This window comes from Arthrobacter celericrescens (assembly GCF_003614925.1).
GTDB classification, from domain to species: Bacteria; Actinomycetota; Actinomycetes; order Actinomycetales; family Micrococcaceae; genus Arthrobacter; species Arthrobacter celericrescens.
In genome coordinates this window covers 14,483-38,420 of record NZ_QYLP01000037.1, presented here as the reverse complement: position 1 = coordinate 38,420, position 23,938 = coordinate 14,483, and the positions used below count along the sequence as shown (strand labels likewise).

24 protein-coding genes are annotated in these 23,938 nt (G+C 68.6%); 20 read left to right on the top strand and 4 right to left on the bottom strand.

Going from position 1 to position 23,938, the window contains the following annotated elements:
- Window positions 1–39: 39 nt before the first annotated feature.
- From D3654_RS09725 to D3654_RS09705, 5 genes are all read left to right on the top strand, one after another.
- On the top strand, window positions 40–846 hold the full coding sequence (locus tag D3654_RS09725; RefSeq protein WP_120521301.1) for an ABC transporter ATP-binding protein: 807 nt from the start codon (window positions 40–42) through the stop codon (window positions 844–846).
- A complete protein-coding gene (locus D3654_RS09720; protein ID WP_120521300.1) occupies window positions 828–2,399 on the top strand; it encodes a transporter in 1,572 nt (523 codons plus the stop codon). The genes D3654_RS09725 and D3654_RS09720 overlap by 19 nt, the downstream gene beginning before the upstream one ends.
- 74 nt (window positions 2,400–2,473) lie before the next feature.
- Window positions 2,474–3,256: a glucosamine-6-phosphate deaminase gene (gene nagB, locus D3654_RS09715; RefSeq protein WP_120521299.1), complete on the top strand. Its 783-nt coding sequence runs from the start codon at window positions 2,474–2,476 to the stop codon at window positions 3,254–3,256.
- Between the two features lie 8 nt (window positions 3,257–3,264).
- On the top strand, window positions 3,265–3,582 hold the full coding sequence (locus D3654_RS09710) for a DUF3039 domain-containing protein (RefSeq protein ID WP_120521298.1): 318 nt from the start codon (window positions 3,265–3,267) through the stop codon (window positions 3,580–3,582).
- Between the two features lie 273 nt (window positions 3,583–3,855).
- Window positions 3,856–5,634 carry a DEAD/DEAH box helicase gene (locus tag D3654_RS09705; protein WP_120521297.1) on the top strand — a complete coding sequence of 593 codons (1,779 nt, stop codon included), beginning with the start codon at window positions 3,856–3,858 and terminating at the stop codon, window positions 5,632–5,634.
- A 38-nt stretch (window positions 5,635–5,672) separates the two neighbouring features.
- Here D3654_RS09705 and D3654_RS09700 read toward each other — a convergent pair whose 3' ends face one another.
- Both D3654_RS09700 and D3654_RS09695 read right to left on the bottom strand, forming a co-directional pair.
- Window positions 5,673–6,308: an isochorismatase family protein gene (locus D3654_RS09700; protein ID WP_120521296.1), complete on the bottom strand. Its 636-nt coding sequence runs from the start codon at window positions 6,306–6,308 to the stop codon at window positions 5,673–5,675.
- A gap of 1 nt (window position 6,309) precedes the next feature.
- Window positions 6,310–7,638: a nicotinate phosphoribosyltransferase gene (locus D3654_RS09695; RefSeq protein WP_120521295.1), complete on the bottom strand. Its 1,329-nt coding sequence runs from the start codon at window positions 7,636–7,638 to the stop codon at window positions 6,310–6,312.
- Between the two features lie 92 nt (window positions 7,639–7,730).
- Between D3654_RS09695 and clpS the strand changes: the two genes are divergently transcribed.
- The 6 genes from clpS (at window position 7,731) to rdgB (ending at window position 12,015) form a co-directional block, all read left to right on the top strand.
- Entirely contained in the window at window positions 7,731–8,090 is a 360-nt protein-coding gene (gene clpS, locus D3654_RS09690; protein WP_120521294.1) for an ATP-dependent Clp protease adapter ClpS, read from the top strand.
- Window positions 8,083–8,646, top strand: coding sequence for a DUF2017 domain-containing protein (locus D3654_RS09685; RefSeq protein ID WP_120521293.1), 564 nt, complete (start codon window positions 8,083–8,085; stop codon window positions 8,644–8,646). The genes clpS and D3654_RS09685 overlap by 8 nt, the downstream gene beginning before the upstream one ends.
- 111 nt (window positions 8,647–8,757) lie before the next feature.
- Window positions 8,758–9,774, top strand: a complete 1,017-nt coding sequence (murI, locus tag D3654_RS09680; protein WP_120521292.1) for a glutamate racemase — start codon at window positions 8,758–8,760, stop codon at window positions 9,772–9,774.
- Window positions 9,771–10,568 (top strand): MBL fold metallo-hydrolase, encoded by a 798-nt coding sequence (locus tag D3654_RS09675; RefSeq protein ID WP_120521291.1) that lies wholly within the window; start codon window positions 9,771–9,773, stop codon window positions 10,566–10,568. Before murI ends, D3654_RS09675 begins: the two co-directional genes overlap by 4 nt.
- Window positions 10,569–10,627: 59 nt before the next feature.
- Complete coding sequence (gene rph / locus D3654_RS09670) at window positions 10,628–11,386, top strand: ribonuclease PH (protein ID WP_115789341.1); 759 nt, start codon at window positions 10,628–10,630, stop codon at window positions 11,384–11,386.
- Complete coding sequence (gene rdgB, locus D3654_RS09665; protein ID WP_120521290.1) at window positions 11,383–12,015, top strand: RdgB/HAM1 family non-canonical purine NTP pyrophosphatase; 633 nt, start codon at window positions 11,383–11,385, stop codon at window positions 12,013–12,015. Before rph ends, rdgB begins: the two co-directional genes overlap by 4 nt.
- A gap of 90 nt (window positions 12,016–12,105) precedes the next feature.
- Here the strand turns inward: rdgB and D3654_RS09660 are convergent, their stop codons facing one another.
- The gene (locus D3654_RS09660; protein WP_120521371.1) at window positions 12,106–12,870 is read right to left on the bottom strand and encodes a DedA family protein; all 765 of its coding nucleotides are present in this window, start codon (window positions 12,868–12,870) and stop codon (window positions 12,106–12,108) included.
- Between the two features lie 120 nt (window positions 12,871–12,990).
- Here D3654_RS09660 and D3654_RS09655 point away from each other — a divergent pair, with 120 nt between their 5' ends.
- The 4 genes from D3654_RS09655 (at window position 12,991) to D3654_RS09640 (ending at window position 16,099) form a co-directional block, all read left to right on the top strand.
- Window positions 12,991–13,371, top strand: a complete 381-nt coding sequence (locus D3654_RS09655; protein ID WP_120521289.1) for a GntR family transcriptional regulator — start codon at window positions 12,991–12,993, stop codon at window positions 13,369–13,371.
- Window positions 13,368–14,300: an ABC transporter ATP-binding protein gene (locus D3654_RS09650; protein WP_120521288.1), complete on the top strand. Its 933-nt coding sequence runs from the start codon at window positions 13,368–13,370 to the stop codon at window positions 14,298–14,300. Before D3654_RS09655 ends, D3654_RS09650 begins: the two co-directional genes overlap by 4 nt.
- A 23-nt stretch (window positions 14,301–14,323) precedes the next feature.
- Window positions 14,324–14,983, top strand: coding sequence for a hypothetical protein (locus tag D3654_RS09645; protein WP_245413167.1), 660 nt, complete (start codon window positions 14,324–14,326; stop codon window positions 14,981–14,983).
- 78 nt (window positions 14,984–15,061) lie between these two features.
- Complete coding sequence (locus D3654_RS09640; protein ID WP_120521286.1) at window positions 15,062–16,099, top strand: 3'-5' exonuclease; 1,038 nt, start codon at window positions 15,062–15,064, stop codon at window positions 16,097–16,099.
- A gap of 412 nt (window positions 16,100–16,511) precedes the next feature.
- On the opposite strand, the gene D3654_RS09635 is transcribed toward D3654_RS09640, so the two are convergent.
- Complete coding sequence (locus tag D3654_RS09635; RefSeq protein ID WP_120521285.1) at window positions 16,512–17,585, bottom strand: ADP-ribosylglycohydrolase family protein; 1,074 nt, start codon at window positions 17,583–17,585, stop codon at window positions 16,512–16,514.
- A 60-nt stretch (window positions 17,586–17,645) separates the two neighbouring features.
- Between D3654_RS09635 and D3654_RS09630 the strand changes: the two genes are divergently transcribed.
- From D3654_RS09630 to D3654_RS09610, 5 genes are all read left to right on the top strand, one after another.
- Window positions 17,646–18,002, top strand: a complete 357-nt coding sequence (locus D3654_RS09630) for a YidH family protein (RefSeq protein ID WP_120521284.1) — start codon at window positions 17,646–17,648, stop codon at window positions 18,000–18,002.
- Window positions 17,999–18,364 (top strand): DUF202 domain-containing protein, encoded by a 366-nt coding sequence (locus D3654_RS09625; RefSeq protein ID WP_245413166.1) that lies wholly within the window; start codon window positions 17,999–18,001, stop codon window positions 18,362–18,364. The genes D3654_RS09630 and D3654_RS09625 overlap by 4 nt, the downstream gene beginning before the upstream one ends.
- Window positions 18,365–18,579: 215 nt before the next feature.
- On the top strand, window positions 18,580–19,566 hold the full coding sequence (locus D3654_RS09620; protein ID WP_120521283.1) for an MIP/aquaporin family protein: 987 nt from the start codon (window positions 18,580–18,582) through the stop codon (window positions 19,564–19,566).
- Window positions 19,567–19,685: 119 nt separating this feature from the next.
- Window positions 19,686–20,894 carry an exonuclease SbcCD subunit D gene (locus D3654_RS09615; RefSeq protein WP_120521282.1) on the top strand — a complete coding sequence of 403 codons (1,209 nt, stop codon included), beginning with the start codon at window positions 19,686–19,688 and terminating at the stop codon, window positions 20,892–20,894.
- Entirely contained in the window at window positions 20,891–23,905 is a 3,015-nt protein-coding gene (locus D3654_RS09610) for an AAA family ATPase (protein ID WP_120521281.1), read from the top strand. Before D3654_RS09615 ends, D3654_RS09610 begins: the two co-directional genes overlap by 4 nt.
- The last annotated feature ends 33 nt before the right edge of the window (window positions 23,906–23,938 follow it).

Genomic DNA, 23,938 nt, shown 5'->3' with positions numbered 1-23,938 from the left:
ATGACTGCGCTGGAATTCGGCCGGGGTTACGCTGGCAGAATGAGCGCCCCTGGTCCCGGTTACCCTGCCCCGAATCCCTCCCCGGCGCCCCCGGTGCCGGCCCTGGCACTGCGGGGCCTGGCCAAGCGCTTCGGCGACAAGATCGCCGTCAACGGCATCAGCCTGGACGTCCCCGCCGGCTCCTTCTACGGCGTCGTCGGCCCGAACGGTGCCGGGAAGACCACCACGCTGTCCATGGCCACGGGGCTGCTGAGGCCGGACTTCGGAACGGCCTTCATCCACGGCGTGGACGTGTGGGAGCACCCGCTTGAGGCGAAGAAGCTCATGGGCATCCTGCCGGACGGCGTGCGCTTGTTCGACCGCCTGAGCGGGGAACAACTGGTCAGCTATGCGGGCCTGCTGCGCGGAATGGACCGGGCGGTGGTGCAGTCCCGCGTCCAGGACCTGCTCGCGGCGCTGGACCTGGGCAAGGACGCCGGAACCCTGGTGGTGGACTATTCGGCCGGCATGCGCAAGAAGATCGCCCTCGCCTCCGCCCTGATCCATGCGCCCCGGCTGCTGGTCCTCGACGAACCGTTTGAATCGGTGGATCCGGTGTCCGCCGCGAACATCCGCGGCATCCTGGAACAGTACGTCGCCTCGGGCGGCACGGTGATCGTCTCCAGCCACGTCATGGACCTGGTCCAGCGTATGTGCGACCACGTGGCCGTGGTGGCGGCCGGCCGGGTGCTGGCTGCCGGGACGGTTGACGAGGTTCGGGCCGGCGCCTCGCTGGAAGACCGTTTCGTCGCGCTTGTGGGAGGCGGCACGCGTACCGGAGGGCTCGAATGGTTGCGCACCTTCTGAGCCTGAAGTGGCGGCTGCTGCTCAACGGCTTCCGCCGCAGCCCCTGGCAGATCGTCGGCATCGCCGTCGGCGCGCTCTACGCGGCGGGCGTGGTGCTGAGCTGCGTCGTCGGGCTGGTGGCACTGCGGTGGGCTGATCCGCTGACGGCGCAGACCGTCGTCGTGCTGGGCGGCGCTCTGGTGATGACCGGCTGGGCGGTGGTGCCGCTTGTCGCTTCTGCGGCCGACCTCACGCTGGATCCCAGCCGCTTCACCACCTCCGCGATTCCCATGCGGGACCTGCTTCCGGGCCTGGCCCTGGCCGGATTGCTGGGCCTGCCCGGGATCGCGACCCTGCTCGCGTCGCTCGCCACCGTGGCGACCTGGTCGCGCGGCTTCCCGGCGGCTGCCGGCGCCCTGCTTGGAGCCGTGCTGGGGGTGCTGAGCTGCGTGGTTGCGTCCAAGCTGGTGACGACGGCGGTGGCCAGCCTCCTCGCCTCGCGGCGGTTCAAGGACATCAGCAGCATCGTCTTCGTCGTGCCCCTGGTGCTGGCCGGACCGATCGTGACGGCGGTGGTCCAGGGCGTCCGGGACAGCAGGGACTACCTGCCGGGCCTCGCCGAAGCCGTTTCCTGGACGCCGCTCGGCGCCGCCTGGTCGCTGGGCGGGGAGCTCGACGCCGGCAATCCCGCGGGCGCGGCCGCCAAGCTGCTGGTCGCCCTGGGGTCCCTCGCGGCGCTCTGCGGCGCCTGGTACCTGCTCCTGAAGCGGGCCATGGTCACCCCGCCCTACGGGGGCGGCGGCAGCAGGAAGGCCGGCAAAGCAGGCTTGTTCGCGCTCTTCCCCGCCACTCCGGCGGGCGCGGTGGCGGCCCGCTCGCTGACCTACTGGATACGCGACCCGCGCTACGCCGGGTCGCTGGTGATCGTGCCCCTGATGCCGGTGCTGCTCTACTTCGCCGGCGGCCAGAGCGGGAACCATGACGTGCTCCTCACGGTGGCACCGCTGACCGCGTTCCTGCTGGCTTGGTCCATTTCGGCCGATGTCTCCTACGACAACACGGCCTTCGCCCTGCACCTTGCCACGGGCGTCCGGGGCCGGGATGACCGTCTGGGCCGCGCCCTCGCCTGCCTGGTCTTTGCCCTCCCGCTGGTACTGCTGTTCGCGGCCGGCTCCATCGCGCTGACGGGGCGCTGGGAGTGGCTGCCCAACATCCTCGGCTCCTCGCTGGGTGCGCTCTTCACCGGCCTTGGCCTCGCGTCCGTGGTTTCGGCCCGCTGGACCAGCGCCGTCCCGGTGCCGGGGGAGAGCCCCTTCAAGAAGCCGCCGGGCAACGTCACCCAGACCCTGCTGGTCCAGTTCGCCGGAATGTCCGCCATGGGTGTGCTGCTGCTCCCGGAGATCGCGATGGTGGCCGCGCAGGCAGCAACCGGCAGCACCGTGTTCGGCTGGATCGGCCTGGCAGCCGGGACGGTGCTCGGCCTGGCCCTCTTCGTGGCCGGGATCAGGCTGGGCGGCCGCTGGCTGGATGTTCGCGGGCCGGAAATGTTCGCCCTGCTCGCCAACAACAGGTGAAAGCGGCCCGGCATGGCATAGCCTCAAGGGAGAGCCCCGTTTCCGGGTGCGCCAGCGCAGAAAGGCCGTGAAGAATGGAAGTTGTCATCCTGCCGGGAAACAGGCAGATCGGCAGGCTCGCGGCGGACGCCATTGAGGAACTCCTGCGGCGCAAACCCGACGCGGTCCTGGGCCTGGCAACAGGCTCCTCGCCCCTGCCGGTCTACGACGAGCTGTCCCGCCGGCACAACGAGGAGGGGCTGGACTTCAGCAATGCCCACGCCTTCGCCCTGGACGAGTACGTCGGCTTGGAACCCGGCCACCCCGAGTCCTATCGCGAAGTGATCCGCCGGGAGTTCACGGACCGGGTGAACATCGATCCCGCCAACGTCCACAGCCCAGACGGAACAGCGGAGGACCTCCCGGCGGCCTGCGCGGCTTACGAGGACGCCATCCGGGAACGCGGCGGCGTGGACCTGCAGATCCTCGGCGTCGGCACGGACGGGCACATCGGCTTCAACGAGCCGGGCTCCTCGCTGGTGTCTCGGACGCGGATCAAGACCCTCATCGAACAGACCCGGAAGGACAACGCGCGCTTCTTCGGGAGCATCGACGACGTGCCGCACCACGTGGTGACCCAGGGCCTTGGCACCATCATGGACGCCCGGCACGTGATCCTCATCGCCACCGGTGCCCGGAAAGCCCAGGCGGTGTGCGACTTCGTGGAGGGCCCGGTGGCGGCGATCTGCGCGGCATCGGTGCTGCAGTTGCATCCGCACGCGACCATCCTGATCGACGAAGCGGCGGCCTCATCCCTGAAGCTGGCGGACTACTACCGCCACGCCTTCGAGAGCAAGCCGAAGTGGCAGGGCCTGTAGCGGCTAAGATGGATGGCATGACGACCCTGCCTCCGGACCCCTTCGAGAACGATCCAATGCGCGAACTTTCCGGAGCCGGCTCATCCACGGCCACCATTGAGCGCGAGGAAACGCGCCAGGAAGTGGAACCCGGCGACCGGGAGCGCTTCTCCCACTACGTCCGCAAGGAAAAGATCATGGAGTCGGCGCTGACCGGCGAGCCGGTGATCGCCCTGTGCGGAAAGGTCTGGACTCCCGGCCGCGACCCGCAGAAGTTCCCGGTCTGCCCCGAGTGCAAGAAGATCTACGAAGGACTGCGCCCCGGCGACGACGGCGACTCCCGCTAGGCGGGCCGCCCGCCTCTCCTGACGCTTCCCAGGGCCGGCGCCACCACGCGCCGGCCCCTTTCCTTGCCGTGTCACCGGAACCGCGATTGCTGCGGTCCCGTGCGATCCGGCACGCCCCGGACCAGACCCGGAACAGATTGGTGTTTTTGTGCTTAGCTGGCATGTGCTGAAGAAGGCCGAACCGACGTCGGCCGAACCGAACGGAACCCTTGCCGCCGCGCCGCGGCCCGCCTTGACCGCCCCAGGACAGCCGGCCGCGCAGGGGGCCCGCGCATGACGGAAACACTCTTCGGCGGCCCCTCGCTTCCCCCGGCATATCCGGAGCGCGCCGCGTGGGGTACCGCCCCGAAGCTGCGTGCCTGGCAGCAGGAAGCCCTGGACCTGTACCTGCGGACCAGTCCGCGCGACTTCCTGGCGGTGGCAACTCCAGGCGCAGGCAAGACGACCTTCGCGCTGCGCATCGCCTCGATGCTGATCGACAGCGGCGCCGTGAACCGGGTGACGATCGTGGCCCCGACGGACCACCTCAAGCGCCAGTGGGCCGACGCCGCCGCCCGCGTGGGTATCGCGATCGACCCCAACTTCAAGAACTCCGACGGGCAGCACGGCCGCGGCTTCATCGGTGTGGCCGTGACGTATGCGCAGGTGGCGAGCAAGCCCATGCTGCACCGGGCGAAGACCGAAGCGGCCCGGACCCTGGTGATCCTCGACGAGATCCACCACGGCGGCGAGGCCCTGTCCTGGGGCGACGGCCTCCGCGAAGCCTTCGACCCGGCTACCCGCCGCCTGGCCCTGACCGGTACGCCCTTCCGCTCGGACACCTCGCCGATCCCGTTCGTGGAATACGCCGAGGACCGCGACGGCATCCGGCGCTCAAAGGCCGACTACACCTACGGCTACGGCAACGCCCTGCGGGACCACGTGGTGCGCCCCGTCCTGTTCATGGCCTATTCCGGGCAGATGCGCTGGCGGACCAGCGCGGGCGACGAAATGGCCGCCTCGCTGGGGGAGGCCGCAGTGACCAAGGACATCACCTCCCAGGCCTGGCGGACCGCGCTGAACCCGGCGGGCGAATGGATCCCCGCAGTGCTCGCGGCCGCGGACAAGCGCCTGAGCGAAGTGCGCCGCACCGTGCCCGACGCCGGCGGCCTGGTCATCGCCACCGACCACGAGGACGCCCGCGCCTACGCCGGCCAGCTGAAGAAGATCACCGGCCAGTCGCCCACGGTGATCCTGTCGGACGATTCGAAGGCCTCGAGCAAGATCGAGGAATTCTCCGAAGGCGACAAGCGGTGGATGGTTGCCGTGCGAATGGTATCCGAAGGCGTGGACGTGCCGCGCCTGTCGGTGGGCGTCTATGCGACGTCGACCTCCACCCCGTTGTTCTTCGCCCAGGCCGTGGGGCGCTTCGTGCGTGCCCGCAAGAGGGGAGAGACGGCGTCGGTGTTCCTGCCCTCGGTGCCGCCATTGATGGCGCTGGCGAACTCCATGGAAGCCGAGCGCGACCACGCGCTGGACCGTCCCGAGAAGGAGGACCCGGACGGGCTGTTCAACCCCGAAGAGTCGCTGATGGCCGAGGCCAACCGCGAGGAGAAAGCCTCCGACTCCCTTGAAAAGGGCAAGTTCGAGGCCCTGGATTCCCAGGCTTCCTTCGACCGCGTGCTGTTCGACGGCGGCGAGTTCGGTACCGGGGCGGACATCGGTTCCGAAGATGAACTGGACTTCCTGGGAATTCCCGGGCTGCTCGACGCCGAACAGGTCGGAACACTGCTGCGCCAGCGCCAGCACGACCAGCAATCCCGGAAGAAGAAGCAGTCCCCGCTTGCGGCAGCCGCCGCGGGCGCGGTCCCGGACCACCGCATGCTGATGGACCTGCGCAACGAGCTCGCCAAGAACGTTTCGGCCTGGTCCGCGCGCACCGGAACACCACACGGGGTCGTGCACAACAAACTGCGCGAAGTGTGCGGCGGGCCCGCCGTGGCCCAGGCCAATGAGGAGCAGCTGCAGGCCCGCCTGCGCAAGCTGCAGGACTGGTTCATCGGACGGAAGTAGCCGCGCCGGGGTGGCTTCCGGCGGCCGGAGCTTAACGGCTACTGCTCTTCGATCTCGACGCCGTTTTCCTCCAGCTCGGCGTAGGTGCTGCTGAGGTCCTCGGCGATGCCGGCCGTGAGCCCGCCGATCACGGTGACGGCGTAGCCGGCTTGGACGGCGTCGAGCGCGGTGGCTTTGACGCAGTAGTCGGTGGCGATGCCCACTACCACGAGCTCCTCGACGTCGTGGCTCTGCAGCCAGTCGTCCAGGCCGATGGCATCCTCGGGATCGCTGTCCCCCGGTTCTGCAAACGACGCCCCGCTGGGGCGTTCGCCCACGGGAACCTCGTCCTCCGGGGCGAGGACGCCTTCGAAGCCGGAGTAGGCCGCGGCGTACTGGCCCTTCCGGAAATACGCCTGGACGTATTCGCTGTCCAGGTCCGGGTGCAGTTCGGCGCCCTTGCTCCCTGCACGGCAGTGCGGGGGCCAGCTGTCCACCATGTCCGGATCGTCGGAAAAGTGGCTGCCGGGTTCGATGTGCCAGTCCTGGGTGGCCACGACGTGGTCGAAATGCTGGTGCCGGGCGTCGAGGTAGTCGCTGATGGCGCCGGCCACCGCGGCTCCTCCCGTCACGGCAAGGGACCCGCCTTCGCAGAAATCGTTCTGGACATCGACGATGATCAGGGCCCGTGCCATGTCAGTCCTCCTCGTAGACCGTGGGAATCGCAGGCTCGCCGCGCTGGAGGCGGCGGACCACGGAAGGAAGCTCGGCCATGGCGGCGTCGTGACGCTCACGCGCCCGGACGACTCCGTCGTGACCCGTCCAGCCGGGCAGGAGCTCCCCGTTCTTGATGAACTGCTGCAGCAGCTGGCGGTCGTTGCCGTCGTCTTCGGGCGGGTGCCCGATCCCCACCAGTTCCTGGGTGGCGATGCCGCGGCCGTCGAGCTTGCGCAGCGCATACTTCCGGCCGCCGACGCTGGCCTTGTTCTTGGCCGCCTTCGCCACCGGGACGAATTCGCCGGCGTCGTTGCTGCGGCTGACCAGTTTGTAGACCATGCTGGCGGTGGGTGCCCCGGAGCCCGTCACCAGCGAGGTCCCGACGCCGTAGGCGTCCACCGGGGCGGACTGCAGCGCCGCGATGGCGTACTCGTCCAGGTCGGAGGTGACCACGATCCGGGTGCTGGTGTTGCCGAGGCTGTCCAGCAGTTCGCGGACCCACTGCGCCTGGGTGACGAGGTCGCCGGAGTCCAGGCGCACGGCGCCGAGCTCGCTGCCGGCCAGCTCGACGGCGGTCCGCACCGCGGTCTCGACGTCGTAGGTATCGACCAGGAGCGTTGTTTCCGGGCCGAATGCCTCGATCTGGGCGGCGAACGCTTCGCGTTCGCTGTCATGCAGCAGTGTGAAGGAATGGGCCGCCGTGCCTACGGTCTTGAGGCCGAAGCGGCGGCCGGCTTCGAGGTTGGAGGTGCTTCCGAAGCCGCCGATCACGGCGGCGCGGGCTGCCGCCGTCGCCGATTCCTCCTGGGTGCGGCGGGAGCCCATTTCGATGCACGGACGGCCGCCGGCCGCGCTGGTCATGCGGGAAGCCGCCGAAGCGATTGCGGTGTCGTGGTTCAGCACGGACAGGATGTACGTCTCGAGGATGCAGGCTTCGGCGAACGTCGATTCCACGATCAGCACGGGGGAGTTGGGGAAGTAGGCCTCGCCCTCGGGGTAGCCCCAGACGTCGCCGCTGAAGCGGTAATTCGCCAGGAAGTCGAGGGTCTCGCTGTTGACCACCTTGTTCCGTTCGAGGAACTCCAGTTCTTCCTCGCCGAAGCGGAAGTTCATGATGCCCTCAAGCAGGCGCCCGGTACCGGCCACGATGCCGTAGCGGCGCCCGTCCGGTAGCCGCCGGGCAAACGCCTCAAACACCGAACGGCGGTGCGCGGCGCCCGAGTGGAGGGCTGCCTGGAGCATCGTCAGTTCGTAGTGGTCGGTGAAAAGTGATGTGCAGGGGTGGTCCCAGGCGGTGGATCTACTCACGGATTCACTCTACGTCCCCACCGGCTCCCACGTCTCGCTTCGCTTCGACGCGGGGCCCTCGCCGGCGTGGGCCCACCCCATAGAATGGACAGATGACCACAACCGTTGCCACTGCCATCGGCGTCGATGTCGAGGAACGGACGGAGACCTCGGAGCAGAGCTCCACCGCCGTCCTCGCCGCGCCGGACATCCCCTGGAACCTGGTGGTCTGGAATGATCCCGTCAACCTGATGAGCTACGTCAGTTTCGTGTTCCAGAGCTACTTCGGCTACCCCGAGGCCAAGGCCAACAAGCTGATGCTCGAGGTGCACCGGAAGGGCCGTTCGATCGTGGCGTACGGGGCGAAGGAGCAGGTGGAGCAGCACGCCGTCGCGATGCACAGCTATGGGTTGTGGGCCACCGTCGAAAAGGCCAGCAGTGCCGGTACCGGAAAGGGCGGCGCGCGTGGCTAAGGCATTCAAATACGGTCTCAAAGGGATCACCGGGCACCTCGAACCGGCCGAGCGCGAGCTGCTGCGCGGACTGATCGACGACGTGGTTTCGATGCTCGAACCAAGCCAGGCCGCGGACCAGGATCCGCTCGCCGCGCTCGTGGGCCTGGACATGGACGTCCGCCAGCCTACCGACCGCGCCCTGCTGCGCCTCCTGCCGAACGTCATGAAGGACGACGACGCCGGCTCCCTGGAGTTCCGCCAGCTCACCGAGCGCTCGCTGCGGGAGAGCAAGATCGGCGCCCTGCGTGCGGCGGCGATGGGCCTTGACCGGAAGGAGCTCACGCTCACCCAGGACGAGGCGAAACTCTGGTCCATGGCGCTGAACGACATCCGCCTTGTGCTCGCGGAGCGGCTGGACATCCGGGACGAGGCCGACGCGGACCACGTCCACGCCATGCAGGACTGGTCCCAGGCGGAGGACGTCGAAAGCTACCTGGCCTTGGTCTACAACTTCACCACCTGGCTGCAGGAGTCCCTGGTGCAGTCGATGATGGCAGCGATGGACCGGCGCTAGTTGGCGCCTGCGCACGGCCTGTCAAGGGTTGTTCCTGTGACAAAGCAGACATGAGGCGCTGATCGCAACGCATGGCTGCACTCGGCGGCTGTGCTTTATTCTCGAAGAATTATGAATTCAGCATCGGGCACGGCAAACGCTCCGGCAGGGGATCCCCAGCAGCGCACCGCAGGCGACGACGGGCTGGCATCGCGTCCCATCGGCGTTTTCGACTCCGGGGTCGGCGGCCTCACCGTTGCACGGTCCATCATCGACCAGTTGCCCAACGAATCCATCCTCTACGTCGGTGACACCGCCAACGGCCCCTACGGACCCCTCCCGATCGCCGAAGTGCGGGCCAACGCGCTGGGTGTCATGGACGAACTGGTGGACTCCGGCGTCAAACTGCTCACCATCGCCTGCAACTCGGCATCGGCCGCGGTGCTGCGCGACGCCCGGGAACGCTACACGGCCCGTTACGGCATCCCGGTCATCGAAGTCATCCAGCCCGCCGTCCGCCGTGCGGTCGCGGCCACCCGGAACGGGAATGTCGGCGTGATCGGGACCTCCGCCACGGTGGGGTCCCGGGCCTACGAAGACACTTTTGCCGCGGCCCCGGACCTGGCCATCACCTCTGTCGCCTGCCCCGAGTTCGTCAGCTTCGTCGAGGCCGGCATTACCACGGGCCCGGAACTGCTGGCCGCCGCGGGGAGCTACCTTGAGCCGCTCAAGCAGTCCGGCGTGGACACCGTGGTGCTTGGCTGCACGCACTACCCGCTGCTGACCGGCGTCATTTCCTACGTCATGGGCGAGGACGTCACGCTCGTGTCCAGTGCCGAAGAGACAGCCAAGGATGTCTACCGCGCCCTCGCCACCCACGGCATCCAGCGCAGCGCCGGGGAACCCCCGGCCCACGACTTCATGGCCACGGGGGACGCCGCCCAGTTCGAAACCCTGGCCCGCCGCTTCCTCGGCCCCGAAGTCCTCTCCGTCCGCCACGTCGACCATGTAGCAGCCCAGTACCCCACGGGCAGCCTTGCCCGGATCACGCCGGAAATGCTCGAAGCCGCCCGCGTCGGCGGCGGGCGTCCGCGGACCTCCAACTTCGTGGACGCCCAGGCAGGGGCCGCGCTGGGAGGTTCCCGGTGAAACTGACCATCGTTGGCTGTACCGGCTCGTTTCCCGGACCCGGCTCACCGGCGTCGTGCTATCTGCTCACCGCGCACGACGGCGAGCGGCAGTGGAAGATCGTCATGGACCTGGGCAGCGGGGCACTCGGCGCCATCCAGCGCTACACCGACCTCGAGGACATCGACGCGATCTTCCTGACCCACCTGCACCCGGACCACTGCATGGACCTATGCGGACTGCACGTCGCCGTGCGCTGGAAGCCGGGCGGCTGGGGCAGGGACCGGATCCCCGTGTGGGGCCCCGCGGCTACCGCCGACCGCATGGCCACCGCGTACGGGCTGGACCTGGACCCGGGCATGCATGAGGAATTCGACTTCACCAACTGGGCCGAGCGCAAGCCGGTGCAGGTGGGACCGTTCACCGTCACGCCCTACGCCGTGAACCACCCCGTCGAGGAGGCCTACGCCCTGCGGGTTGAGGTGACCGAGCCCGGCAAGGACGGCGCCCCGCTCACCCGCGTGCTGACCTACTCGGGCGACACCGACAGCTGCCAGGGCCTGGAGGACGCCGCCCGGGGGGCGGACCTGTTCCTGTGCGAGGCGGCGTTCGAGGAAGGCCGCGACGACGGCATCAAGGACGTCCACCTCACCGGCAAGCGCGCCGGGCAGGCAGCCACGGCCGCCCGGGCGCGCCGCCTGCTGCTGACCCACATTCCGGTGTGGACCTCGCAGACGGCCGTGCTGGCCGAAGCGAAGCCCGAGTTCGACGGCGACGTGGCGGTCGCCGTCGCGGGGGTGCACTACACCGTCTGAGGCCGGACGGTCCGGGCAGCCCGTGAATCCGGGAAGGGCCCGGACGATAAGCTGGAGGCATGACTTCAGAAGCCACCACCGCCCCCGTCATCCGTGCCGACGGACGCGCCCCCGACCAGCTCCGGCCCATCAGCATCACCCGCGGCTGGTCCAAGCAGGCCGAAGGATCCGCACTGATCGAGTTCGGCAACACCCGGGTCCTGTGCACGGCTTCCCTGACCGAGGGAGTCCCGCGCTGGCTCAAGGGCGAAGGCCGCGGCTGGGTGACGGCCGAGTACGCCATGCTTCCCCGTGCCACGAACACCCGGTCCGACCGCGAGTCCGTCAAGGGCAAGATCGGCGGCCGCACCCATGAGATTTCGCGCCTGATCGGCCGCTCGCTGCGATCGATCATCGACACCAAGGCCCTGGGCGAGAACACGATCGTGCTGGACTGCGACGTCCTGCAGGCCGACGGCGGCACCCGCACCGCCGCGATCACCGGCGCCTACGTGGCGCTCGCCGAGTCCATCCGCTTCGCCCGCGAGAACAAGATCATCCCGGCATCCTCCCAGCCCCTGACGGACACCATCGCCGCCGTGTCCGTGGGCATCATCGACGGCGTGCCGATGCTCGACCTGCCGTATGTGGAGGACGTCCGCGCCGAAACCGACATGAACGTGGTGGTCACCGGTTCCGGAAAGTTCGTGGAGGTGCAGGGCACCGCGGAGGGCGCGCCCTTCGACCGCGACGAACTCAATGCCCTGTTGGACCTCGCCCTGCTGGGCACCTCCCAGCTGGCAGCCATCCAGCGCGAAACCCTGGCGGAGGCCCCGTGAGCGGAGAGCCCCGCCTGGTCCTCGCCACCCACAACCAGGGCAAGCTGAGGGAGCTCCGGGAACTGCTCCGCGGCCAGGTACCCGGGCTCGACGTCGACACCCAGGTGGTGGACGCCGCTGCGGCGGGCGCCCCGGACGTCGTCGAGGACGGCGTGACATTCGCCGAGAACTCGCTGCTGAAGGCCCGGGCGGTCGCCGAGGCGACCGGTCTGGTGGCCATCGCCGACGACTCCGGCCTGTCGGTGGACGTCCTGGGCGGTGCGCCCGGGATCTTCTCCGCGCGCTGGTCCGGACGCCATGGCGACGACGCCGCGAACTTCCAGCTGCTGCTGGCCCAGCTCTCCGATGTGCCGGACAGCCACCGCGGCGCCGCGTTTATCTGCGCGGCCGCGCTCGCCGTTCCGGGCAGCGACGGCAGCGCCCGCGAAGTCGTCGAATACGGCCAGCTCGAAGGCACCCTGCTGCGCGAACCGCGCGGCGAAGGCGGCTTCGGCTACGACCCTATCCTGCAGCCCAGCGGCATGGACCGCAGCTGCGCGGAGCTGAGCTCCGAGGAGAAGAACGCCATCAGCCACCGCGGCCATGCGTTCCGGGCGCTCCTGCCGTCCATCGTCGACGCGCTGAGGTAGACCGCCAACAGCAACGCGGGGTCACTTACGGCCCATGTTTGCAGCAAACATGGGCCGTAAGTGACCCCGCGTTGGGTTTTAAGGGTGCGCTCAGCGCTCGCGGCGGTGGCCGCCGTCGTGCTCCTCGATGAACTCTTCCACCGGATCGGTGCCCTCGGCTGCGGCCTTGCGCTTGGCCAGGACGCCGCGGAGCACCTCGATGCCCACCGGGATCACCGAGATCAGGACGATCACGATGAAGATGATGTCCAGGTTGTCGCGGACCCATGGGACCCGGTCGCCCAGCAGGAAGCCGAGCAGCGTGACGCCGCCGCCCCACAGCACGGCCCCGATCACGTTGAAGAGGAAGAACTTGCGCTTGTCCATCTGCGCCACGCCGACGATCACGGGGACGAAGGTCCGGATGATCGGGACGAAGCGGGCCAGGATGAGGGCCTTGCCGCCGTGCTTTTCGAAGAAGGCGTGTGCGCTCTCCACGTTCTCCCGCTTGAACAGCTTCGAATCGGGCCTGTTGAAGATCGCCGGGCCGGCCTTGGAACCGATGAGGTAGCCGGTCTGGTTGCCGACGATGGCGGCCACGATGATCAGGGCCGATAGTGCCCAGATGTTGAACTTGATGGTGTCGGTGGCCACCAGGAGGCCCGCGGTGAAGAGCATGGAATCCCCGGGCAGGAAGAAGCCCACCAACAGGCCGGTCTCGGCGAACACGATGCCGCAGACAAGCAGCACCACCCACGGAGCCAGGGCAGGATCGGCCAGGAAGACCTGGGGGTTCAGCCAATCGGGGAGGAACGAGGCCATGTGCGGCTGCACGGGGCCGGCGCCTCCCAAGGTGGATACGGCAAAGTCGCTTATCGCAGAAAGGGTCACCTTTCAAGAGTACCGGGATGCGCGGGGCGCTTGACGTCTGGTTCTTTCCTTGTATGGTTACTTACATAAGTAATGAACCAACTAGGGAGCGTGGCGGGGGTGGGCATGATCGATGACAGCAGGCCGATCTTTGTGCAGATCGCGGAACTGATCGAAAACGACATCGTGGACGGAACCCTCGCCGAAGAAGCGCAGGTGCCGTCCACCAATGAATTCGCCGCGTTCCACCGGATCAATCCGGCGACGGCGGCCAAGGGCGTCAATGTCCTGGTCGACAGCGGAATTCTTTACAAACGAAGGGGGATCGGCATGTTTGTGGCCACCGGAGCCCGCGCCAAGCTGGTGGCGCGGCGGACCGAACAGTTTTTCGAACAGTACGTCAGGCCGCTGACGGTGGAAGCGCGCAAGTTGGGGATCTCGCCGCAGGAACTCGGCGGCATGATCGCCCGCGCTGCCGGCGCGGCGGAGAAGGAGGCCGTGCAGTGAGCGCCATCGTCGTGGAAGCGCGGAAGCTGAGCAAGCGCTACAAGGATGTGCTCGCCCTGGATTCCGTTGACCTGAAATTCGAAGAGAACCGCATCTACGGACTGCTCGGGCGCAACGGCGCCGGCAAGTCCACGCTGATGTCGATCCTGACGTCGCAGGCGTTCCCGACGTCCGGGGAGGCGCTTGTCTTCGGCGGCAGCGCCTACGAGAACGACGCCGTGCTGTCGCGCATGTGCTTCATTCGCGAATCGCAGAAGTACCCGGACGATTTCAAGCCCAAGCATGCGTTCAAGTCGGCGGCGCTGTTCTACCGCAACTGGGACCAGGACTTCGCAGACCGCCTCGCCGCCGAATTCCGTTTGCCGGTCGACCGGCGGATCAAGAAGCTGTCCCGGGGCCAACTCTCCGCCGTCGGGGTGATCATAGGCCTTGCCTCGCGCGCCGAGGTGACCTTCTTCGACGAGCCGTACCTGGGGCTCGACGCCGTCGCCCGCCAGCTGTTCTACGACCACCTCGTGGCGGACTACGCGCGGCATCCGCGCACCATCGTGCTCTCCTCGCACCTCATCGATGAAGTGTCGATGTTGCTGGAGCACGTGGTGGTGATCGACGGCGGCCGGATCATCATCGACGACGACGCCGAAAACATCAGGGGATCGGCCGTCGTCGTCTCCGGAACGGCGGAGCTCGTGGACGGTTTCCTCGCCGGGCGGACCGTGCTGCACCGCGAAACCCTGGGCTCGCTGGCGTCAGTCACCATGGAAGGGGTGTTCAGTGCGCAGGAAAGGCGGGAAGCGCAGGAACTGGGCCTGGGCCTTTCGCCGGTGTCCCTGCAGCACCTCATCGTCCGCAAGACCATGGGAGACGCGGAATGGTCCGCGAAGCCTGCTGAAAAACCCGTAGACGAGGCCATGGAGGTACCGCGATGAGCAGGGTGGTGGCAGTAGCCAGTATGCAGTTGATCAACAAGTGGGCCTACGTCGGAACGCCCCTGCTGGTCCTGGGCGGGGCGCTTGCCCTGTCCCTGGCGATCTACGCCATGGTGCCGACGGATGAAGTCAAGTACGGCGGGGGCAGCCAGGCGCCCTTCTGGTATTTCCTTGTCCTCGGAATCCAGAGCATGACCCTCGTGTTCCCGTTTTCCCAAGGACTGAGCATCAGCCGCCGTGCGTTCTACCTGGGGACGCTCGGTCTGTTTTCCCTGATGGCGGCCTTCATGACCGGCATTTACCTGCTGGGCGGGGTCCTTGAGGAAGCGACGAACGGGTGGGGTCTCCAGGGCTATTTCTTCCAGCTTCCGTGGATCAGCGACGGTGCGTGGTACGCCACAGGTGCCTTCCTCTTCGTCGCGATGATGTTCATGTTCATCATCGGTTTCTGGTTCGCTACGGTTTTCAAGCGCTGGGGGACCAATGGCCTGCTGATCGTGGGTTTCGGAAGTGCCGCTGTGCTGATCGGCGCCGCCGCGTTGTCGACGGTCCTGCAGTGGTGGGGAACAATCGGAGCCTGGTTTGCCCAGCAGACGCCGTTGAGCATCAGCGGCTGGGCCGCGCTGGTGTGCGCGGTGCTTGCGGCCGGGTCCTACGCCACGCTCCGCAGGGCCACTCCCTAAGCCGGTCCGCTGTGACACCGGCCGGGATGCAACGATGCATTGGCGTCCCGGCCGGATGGCTGCCTGTACCCTTGTCACGTGGCATTGGACTTTACGGCGATCGACTTCGAAACGGCCAACGGCTTCCGCGGATCGCCGTGTTCGGTGGGGTTGAGCAAAGTCCGGAAGGGCGTTGTGGTCGAAGAAGCATCCTGGCTGATGCGTCCGCCGGAACACCATGACCACTTCGATTTCCACAACACCCGGATCCACGGGATCCGCGCCGAAGACGTCGCCGGGGCGCCGCGCTTCGGCGAGTTGTTCCCGGAAATCGCCGGCTTCATCGGCGACGACACCCTGGCAGCCCACAACGCGGCCTTCGACCTCGGCGTGATCCGCTCCGGCCTCGAAGTGTCCGGGCTGGCAGGTCCCGCCTACGACTACGTCTGCACGGTGATGCTTTCGCGCCGATGCTACTCCCTGGTGTCCAACTCGCTGCCCTACGCGGCCGAGGAAGCGGGCGTGTCGCTGGTCAACCACCACGACGCCGCGGAGGACGCCCGGGCCTGCGCCGGCATCCTCGTCGACATCGCCCGCCGGAACCAGGCCAACAGCATCGCCGAACTGTACCTCTCGCTCGGGCTGACCGTCCCGACGCAGCAGGCCATCCGTCCCGGAGGCGTCCTCTCGAAGCAGACGCTCGCCGCCATCGCCTCGCGGGGAAGCGCCGCAGTGCTCGGCGCCGGCTCGACCAGGCAGGCCGCGGCGGGAGGGGCCGCCGTCGGGCAGTCCACCCGGGGCTGGGGCGCCTGGCCGGAAGAAGGCCCCAACCCGCTTCCCAACCAGGCGGCGGAACCGGGCCACCCGCTGTTCGGGCAGACCGTGGTGTTCACGGGCGACCTGGCGATCGCCCGGCCCGAGGCCAAGCAGCGCGCCGCGGAAATGGGGGCGCGGCCCGAAAGCCGGGTGACCGGCCGGACCACGGTGCTGGTGGTGGGCGACGGCTTCGTGGCCGACGACCTGCGCAGCGGCAGGCTGACCGGAAAGGCCAAGCGCGTCCTGGAACTGCACAGCCGGGGCCAGCAGATCGAGGTGCTCTCCGAAGGGGAATTCCTGCAGATGGTGGGCGGCGCCTGAGCGCTCGCTAGGGGGCCAGGCTGCCTTCCCTGTCCGTCCCGCCGACTGCCGGCCGGCTCTGTGTCCGCCGGCGCCATACAGGCGGGTAGCTGCCTGATTTGGAACTCACGGACCGCCTGGACTCTGCAGCAGCGGCCTTGGACTCTGCAGCAAGGGCGCGGAACGATTTGGGGGCCGGGGGGCCGGCCGCTTCAGGTGGCGGAGCAGCGACTCTGCGTCGAGGGCGTGCCGTGGCCGGGCGGTGGATCCTCGTCAGCGTGAGGAGCGTAACCCCGAGCCAGGCCGCCGCGACGGACAGCACCAGCCCGATCGCTTCAAGGGATTCCATGAAATGAGTCTAGGCCTTGAACCGCCCGTTTAGTAAGCACGCTTATTAATTTCCGGCCGGATTCCTCGTGCCGGTCAGCGGCGCTCAGCCGAGGGTGACGGCGATCAGCCGCTCGCCCATGCCGCGGATCAGTTCCGGCGCTTCCAGGACGGCGAGCCAGTCGCCGGGAAGGGCGTCCTCCCCGTAGCGGGCGCCCAGGATGTTGCCTGCGATCGAGGCGGTGGAATCGCTGTCCCCGCTGTGGTTCAGGGCCAGCGCCACCGCCTTGCGGAAGTGTCCGGCGGGGTCCTGCCCGATGCCCTGCTCCGTTGCCAGCACCGCATAGAGCCCGACGGCAAGTGCCTCCTCGGCGACCCAGCCCTCACCCAACTGCCCCACCAGTTCCTCAGGGCTGAGGACCGCACCTCCTTGTTCCAGTGCACGGCGCAGGCGCTTCACGAGGTCGGGATCGGCGTCGGGCAGAGCTTCCACCAGTGCCAGGGCATGTTCCGCCGCGTCCCGGACCCCGGCCCCGGCCATGATCCGGTGGATCAGCACGCTGAAGGCCCCCGAACTCTGCCGTGCGGACGGGTGGCCGTGCGTCAATAGGGCGGCATCGTTGCTGAGCTTGTAGACGGCGGCTTCGCTGATGTGCGGAATGAGCCCGAACGGCGCCGAGCGCATCACTGTGCCGCAGCCCTTGGAATCCGGGTTCACGGGGCGCGCAGCGGTTCCCATTTCGCCACCGGCGAGGCCGCTCAGGCAGGCGTTGCCGGGGGCGCGCCGGTGCCGCAGGACCTCGTGGCCGTCGATCCAGCGGGGCTGGGGGAGAGGTGCCGACGACGGCGTCTCCACTCCCTGGGTGGCGAGCCAGCGGAGGTAGGCCAGCCAGAGGCAGGCGGCCTCGTCCGCAGCGACGCCGCCGTTCGCCCATTCGAGCGCCTCCAGCAGCCCGTCGACCGTGTACAGCGTCATCTGGGTGTCGTCCGAAAAGTGGCTGCCGCCGTCGAGCTGTCCGAACGAGGTGAGACCCCCGGCGCCGAACCGGGCCCGGATGCTGTCGATGGAATCGAACTCGACCGCGTAGCCGAGGGAGTCGCCCAGGGCGCCGCCCAAGAGGCAGCCCAGGATGCGGGACTGCGGGGTGGGTGCGGAGGAAGGCACAGGGGGAACGCTCATGCCTGTAAATCTACCGTGGCCGCGCTGGTACGGTGGCACACGGGAAGAGGAGGACGAGAGATGCGTGAACCCGAGTGGCGCAAGACCGGCAAGACACCGGACTACCGGTTTTCGCTGGCCAACGAACGGACGTTCCTCGCCTGGATCAGGACCTCCCTTGCGCTGCTCGCAGGAGCCGTGGCGATCGACCAGCTAGCACCGGACATCGCCCCGCAGACCGTGCGCATCGTGCTGTGCGTGGTTCTTGCCCTGGTGGGAGCCGGGCTGGCCTTCATGGCCTACCGCCGCTGGGGCCTCATGGAAGCGGCGATGCGCCAGGACCAGGCGCTGCCCTTCTCCCGGGTGCTGCTGTTCATGACCATCGTGGTGGCAGTGGCGGCGTTCGTCTTTGCCGTGCTGATCCTGGTGGCGAGGTGAGCCTGGCCGGACGCGACCCGGGGCTGCAGGCCGAGCGGACCACACTGTCCTGGCGCCGTACCCTGCTGACCCTGCTGGTGGTGGACCTGTTCGTCTGGCGCGGCTGGCTCGCGGCAGCAGCCGGCGACGGCGGAGCCTCCAGGGCGTTCTACGAGGGCCTCTGCGCGGCCGCCGCAGCCGCGGCGACCATCGTACTGGGGTGCGTCGTGTGGGCCCGGACCCGCCAGTTGTCGGGCTCCCTGCACCAGGTTGCCAGGGAACCCGATCCCGCGTCACCGCCCGTTCTGACGATGCGGCTGTGCACCGTGGCCGTCCTGGTGCTGGGCGCCGCCGCGGTCGCGGCAGTGGCGCTGGGGCACTGACGTTCGGTACCTCCCAGGCTTCGCCGGCTCAGTTCGTGCCCCCGGGTCCTCTGTTAGCATTCTTCAGGAACTGCCCAGAATCTGCTGGCAGGATGCTGTAGGCAAACGCCTCCTCCTGCCGTGATTCCACGACCACGTGCTTCCCTTGTGTACTGCCCGCCGCGCGCGGACCGTCCCGGGCAGGACCACTCTCCGACGCGAAGGATTTTCCCGAGATGACCTCAACTGTGTCCGCATTCCGCCCCGGCAACAGCCGTTTGCTGACCCGGGCCGCCGCAGAGGCACTGGGAACCCTGCTCGTCGTGCTGATTGCGCTCGGCGCTCCGCTCTTCGCCCTGCCGCAGTCGAACCCGCTTCCGGCACCGCTGGCCGGCGGCCTGGCCGTCACCGCGGCGATGCTCGCCTTCGGTGCTTTCTCCGGCGGACAGTTCAACCCGGCCATCACCCTGGGCAACATGGTCGCCGGCCGCACCCGCTTCGCCGAAGGCCTGGCGTACCTGGCCGCCCAAGTGATCGGCGGCATCCTGGGCGCCTTCCTCCTCCTCGCCGTGATCCGGACCATTCCGAGCATCTCCGACAGCCGGGCCGCGTTCGACACGGTGGCGTCGGGCTTCGGCGAGCATTCGGTCATCCAGGCGCACATGGCTTCCGCCCTGCTGCTCGAGGTTGTCGGAGCCGCCGTGCTGATGGCCGTCTACCTGGGCGCCATGTCAAAGGATGAGACAGGGTCCAAGGATGAGGCAGGGGAGCGCAAGGGCCCCGCGCTGGCCGCTCCGCTCGCCGTCGGCCTGACCGTTGCGGTGCTCCTCCAGCTCGGACAGGCCGTGGGCAATCTCGCGTTCAACCCGGCCCGCGCCACCGCCGCCGCGCTCTTCTCCTCCGGCTGGGCTGCCGGCGGCCTTTGGTTGTTCTGGGTGGCCCCGCTGTTCGGTGCCGCCATCGCCGGCTTGGTGTTCCGCGGCTTCGCCTTGTTTTCCGCGCCCGCCGGGGCCGCCGGCGCGCCTGATGTGGATGCAGCCGCCGCTGCCGAGGGCATGGACTCCGACGCGGGTGCCGCGTCCGACACTGCTGCGTCCGACAAATCTGCGTCCGACAAATCTGCGTCCGACGGCGGAGCGGTCCCGGGTACCGCGGCGGCCGCTCCCGCCGCTCCCGCGGAACGGGACGAAGCCCGCGACTTCTTCGACGGCAAACGGGACTGAACGGGATTTCGGGGGACGGCACTTCCGGGAGGCGGTACAGCAGGGGGATCGCCCGGGTTGAGCCGTGTCGGCGGGCCGCGCTGGCCAATAATGTCGGTGCCGCCCCCTAGCTTGGAAACATGAGGCTTCTTCACACATCGGACTGGCACCTGGGCCGCTCGTTCCACGGGGTTGGAATGCTTGACGCCCAGCGCGGGTTCATCGCCCAGCTCGTGGACTTCGTCCGCGAGCAGTCAGTGGACGTGGTGCTGATCGCCGGCGATGTCTATGACCGTGCCCTGCCCGGACTGGACGTCGTCAAGCTGCTGGACGATGCGCTGGTCGCGATCACCGACGCCGGTGCCAAGGTGGTGCTCACCAGCGGAAACCACGATTCCGCCATCCGGCTCGGCTTCGCCTCACGCCTGCTGGAGCGCGGGGGAGTCCACCTGCGCACCCGGGTCGAGGACCTCCATTCTCCGGTCCTGTTTTCCCTGGCGGGGGACGGTGCGCGGGTCGTCACGGCCTCTGCCGCCGGCGCGGAGGAGGCAGGGCCGCTGCTGGCGGTCTACGGAATCCCCTACCTTGAGCCGCGGCTCGTCGCCGGAAAGCTCGACGCCGGGGCCAACCATTTCGAGGTGACCCAGGCTGCCGTGCAGCGGATCCGGCAGGACCTTCAGGCTCGGAACGCCTCCGCGCCTGTGCACGCCGTCGTCCTGGCACACACCTTCGCAAGCGGCGGCATCACCTCGGACAGCGAACGCGAACTGAGCATCGGCGGGCTCGGGGCCGTCCCGCTGGACCTCTTCGAAGGATTCGCCTACACCGCCCTCGGCCACCTCCACGGCCGCCAGGAGCTCGCGCCGAACGTCCGCTACTCCGGCTCGCCCCTGGCGTACTCGTTCTCCGAAGCCAAGCATCGGAAGGGCGCCTGGCTCCTCGATGTCGGCCCGGACGGCACAACGGAGGTTTCGGAGGTCCTCTGGCGGGCCCCGCGTGAGCTCGCCGTCCTCCGCGGCCGGCTGGCCGACCTCCTGGAATCGCCGGAGCATTCCTGGGCCGAGACCGCCTACTGCCAGGTCACCCTGACCGATCCCGTGCGTCCGCCCCAGGCCATGGAACAGCTGCGTGCACGGTTCCCGGACACCCTCGTCCTCGGCTTTGATCCCGAGGGCGGCACGGAAAAGGGCAAAGCGAGCTACAGCAGCCGCTTGGCGGAAGCCCAGGACGACCTCGGCGTCTGCTGTGGCTTCCTGGACCATGTGCGCGGGCGCTCCGCCGACGGTTTGGAAACTTCAGCCCTGCAGGAAGCGCTGGAAGCAGTCCGCCTGGAAGGAGCCGAGCTGTGAGGATCCACCACCTGGAGATTGAAGCCTTCGGTCCCTTTGCGGAGGTTCAGTCCATCGACTTCGACCAGCTCGGCGCCCAGGGACTGTTTCTCCTGAACGGTGCCACCGGGGCCGGCAAGACCAGTGTCCTGGATGCCGTCTGCTTCGCGCTGTACGGCTCGGTGCCCGGCGCCCGGCAGGAAGGCAAACGCCTGCGCAGCGACCATGCGGATCCGGCTGCGGAGCCGCGCGTGGTCTGCGAGTTCTCGGCCCGCGGACGCCGATTCGAGGTCACCCGGTCCCCGGCCTGGGACCGCCCCAGCACCCGGGGGCGCAACGGCTTCACCACCCAGCAGGCAAAGACCCTGCTCCGCGAACTCGTGGACGGCTCCTGGGAAGAGAAGTCTTCCCGCAACGATGAAGCCGGCGCGGAAATCACGGAGCTGCTGGGCATGGACCGTGAACAGTTCACCAGGGTCGTCATGCTTCCCCAAGGCGATTTCGCGGCCTTCCTGCGGTCCAAGGCAAGCGACCGCCTGGCCCTGCTGCAGAAACTGTTCGGTACCGCCCGCTTCGAAGCGCTCGAGCAGCAGCTCGCACGGCAGGCGCAGTACGCCCGGGCCGTGGTCGAAAAGGAAGAGGGCGGCCTGCTCCTGCTCATGCAGCGCGCCGACGCGGAGTTTGCCGAGCTCGGGACCGGGCTGGCGGAACCGGCCGGGCAGGACGAGGCATCCGAGCCGTCGCCGGAGATCAGGCTCGAGGCAATGGAGGACGCGGCTCGCGCCGAACTGGCAGGACGCCGCCAGGCAGCGGAAGCGGCGGAGGCACTGGGCCTGCAGCTCGCGGACCGGCTGCGCGCGGCGCAGGAACACAGCCAGCGTCATGCCAGGCTCCACTCGGCCGCCCTGCGCCGTGACGCCTTGGCCGACGCAGCCGAGACCGTCCGCGAGTCCCGGGAACGCCTCGGCCGGCATGCGAAGGCCACCGTGCTCAGCGGGCACCTCGACGCGATGGACAGGGCAAGCGCCGCCCGTTCTGCCGCGGATGCAGCGCTGGAAGCCGCCCGGGCGCGGCTTCGTGCGGCCTCCATGGACTGCGACGATCCTGCCGCGGCGCTGGCGGGCGTCCAGGAACAGTTGGCCGTCCTGGATGCCCGGGTTCCGGACGAGCAGAAACTGAGCGATATTGCGGCGCGCCTCGACGCGCTCGACTCCGGAAAGCTGCGGCGGGAGGCCGGCGTCGGACTCCGGACCGCTGAGCTGGCGTCCCTCCGGGAGGAAGCAACTGACCTGGCCGCCCAACTCGCGCCTTTGGAAAGCGAGAGCGCGAAGCTCGATCAGCGCGAACAGGACGCAGCCGCCGCGGCTGGCCTGGTGGAGACCGTGGACCGCTATGCAAATGCCCGCCGGAACGTGGCATCCGTGGCCGGCCGGCACAGCGCCGCCCGGGAAAACTCCTTGGGGCTGCGCCAGGACTGGCTCGACCTGCGCGAACTGCGCCTGCAGAACGCGGCCGCCGAACTGGCAGACAAACTGGAACGCGGAGAGTCCTGCCCGGTCTGCGGCAGCCGTGAGCACCCGCAGCCAGCGGAAGCAGCCCTGTCCGGCCTGGACATGGCGGACGAGGAACAGGCGGCACACGAACGCTTCGAAGCCAGCGAACTCGAGCTTCAACTCCTCACGGCTGAACTTGCCGCGGCCGAACAGGAAGCTGCCGTCCTCGCCGGCCAGGGCGGCGACGGCGATCCCGGGGAGGTCCGCGCCCGGCTCGCCTCGGCCCGGGAGTCCCTGGCCGGGGCGCGTGCTGCGGCATCGGAACTCTCCGGCGTCCAGGCAACGCTCGAACGGCTCGGCACCGCGATCGACGCCGCCGAACAGGACCTGGCCCGCGCAGCACACGAGGCCGCCCAGGAGGAATCCACCGCGGCCGCCCTGCACGAACGGCAGGCGGAACTGGAAACCATGCTTGTCGCCTTGCGCGGCGGATTCGACACCCTGGCGTCCCGCATCGCGGCCCTCTCCGGCGAACGCGCGCTCCTGCAGGCGGTGGTATCAGCTGTGCAGCAAGTGGAGCGGGCCGAGGAGTCGTGCGAAGGTGCCGGCCGGGCCCTCGGACAAGCACTGCCGGCGGCCGGCTTCGCGTCAGCGGAGGCAGCCCGCCGCGAACTCCTGGATGCGGGCGAATCAGCGCGGCTCGAACGGCAGGTCCGGGAAGCTGATGAGGAAAGCGCCCGGGTGGCCGAGCTTTTCGAATCGGAGGACCTCGTGCTGGCGGCCAAGGAAGCACAGGTGGGTGAAGTCCCGCTGGGCGCCGAAGGAATCTCCGAGCTGGCACAGGAAGCGCGGCGCGGCGCGGAGTCCGCCCGCAACCTGGACCTTGCCGCAGGCCTGGCCTCCCGCACTGTCGAGTCCCTCGCCTCGCTACGGTCCCGCTACCTGGCGGCGGCCGACGCGATCCGGGTGCCACGTGAGCGGGCCAGGCTCCTCACCAACCTGGCGGACACCGCACGCGGGGCCGGGGACAACAGTTACAAGATGAGCCTCAACAGCTATGTGCTGGCCGCCCGGCTTGAGCAGGTGGCCGACGCCGCGTCCGAACGCCTCGTGGCCATGAGCGACGGCCGCTACACCCTCCGGCATACCGACGCCCGGGCCGCCCGCGGGCAGAAGTCGGGCCTGGGACTGGAAGTCGTGGACGAGTGGACCGGCCAACACCGGGACACCGCCACCCTCTCCGGCGGCGAGTCCTTCATGGCCTCGCTGTCCCTCGCGTTGGGGCTCGCGGACGTCGTCCAGCAGGAGTCCGGCGGCGTCGACATCGAGACGCTATTCGTCGACGAGGGGTTCGGCAGCCTGGACGAACAGACCCTGGAACAGGTCATGGACGCCCTGGAAGGACTGCGCGACGGCGGCCGGGTGGTCGGGCTGGTGAGCCACGTGGCGGAAATGAAGCTACGCATCGCCAGCCAGCTGCAGGTTGAGAAGGGCCGGAACGGGTCCACCGTGCGGGTGCTGGAGGCGGATGTCCGGTAGAATGACCGGGTTACACCGGGTCGCGCGCATCGG

Bases quoted from the DNA above. Each gene is read 5' to 3' on its own strand.
- D3654_RS09725 (WP_120521301.1), top strand. From the start codon at position 40: ATGAGCGCCCCTGGTCCCGGTTACCCTGCCCCGAATCCCTCCCCGGCG.
- D3654_RS09720 (WP_120521300.1), top strand. From the start codon at position 828: ATGGTTGCGCACCTTCTGAGCCTGAAGTGGCGGCTGCTGCTCAACGGC.
- nagB (WP_120521299.1), top strand. From the start codon at position 2,474: ATGGAAGTTGTCATCCTGCCGGGAAACAGGCAGATCGGCAGGCTCGCG.
- D3654_RS09710 (WP_120521298.1), top strand. From the start codon at position 3,265: ATGGATGGCATGACGACCCTGCCTCCGGACCCCTTCGAGAACGATCCA.
- D3654_RS09705 (WP_120521297.1), top strand. From the start codon at position 3,856: ATGACGGAAACACTCTTCGGCGGCCCCTCGCTTCCCCCGGCATATCCG.
- D3654_RS09700 (WP_120521296.1), bottom strand. From the start codon at position 6,308: ATGGCACGGGCCCTGATCATCGTCGATGTCCAGAACGATTTCTGCGAA.
- clpS (WP_120521294.1), top strand. From the start codon at position 7,731: ATGACCACAACCGTTGCCACTGCCATCGGCGTCGATGTCGAGGAACGG.
- murI (WP_120521292.1), top strand. From the start codon at position 8,758: ATGAATTCAGCATCGGGCACGGCAAACGCTCCGGCAGGGGATCCCCAG.
- rph (WP_115789341.1), top strand. From the start codon at position 10,628: ATGACTTCAGAAGCCACCACCGCCCCCGTCATCCGTGCCGACGGACGC.
- D3654_RS09655 (WP_120521289.1), top strand. From the start codon at position 12,991: ATGATCGATGACAGCAGGCCGATCTTTGTGCAGATCGCGGAACTGATC.
- D3654_RS09645 (WP_245413167.1), top strand. From the start codon at position 14,324: ATGCAGTTGATCAACAAGTGGGCCTACGTCGGAACGCCCCTGCTGGTC.
- D3654_RS09635 (WP_120521285.1), bottom strand. From the start codon at position 17,585: ATGAGCGTTCCCCCTGTGCCTTCCTCCGCACCCACCCCGCAGTCCCGC.
- D3654_RS09630 (WP_120521284.1), top strand. From the start codon at position 17,646: ATGCGTGAACCCGAGTGGCGCAAGACCGGCAAGACACCGGACTACCGG.
- D3654_RS09620 (WP_120521283.1), top strand. From the start codon at position 18,580: ATGACCTCAACTGTGTCCGCATTCCGCCCCGGCAACAGCCGTTTGCTG.
- D3654_RS09615 (WP_120521282.1), top strand. From the start codon at position 19,686: ATGAGGCTTCTTCACACATCGGACTGGCACCTGGGCCGCTCGTTCCAC.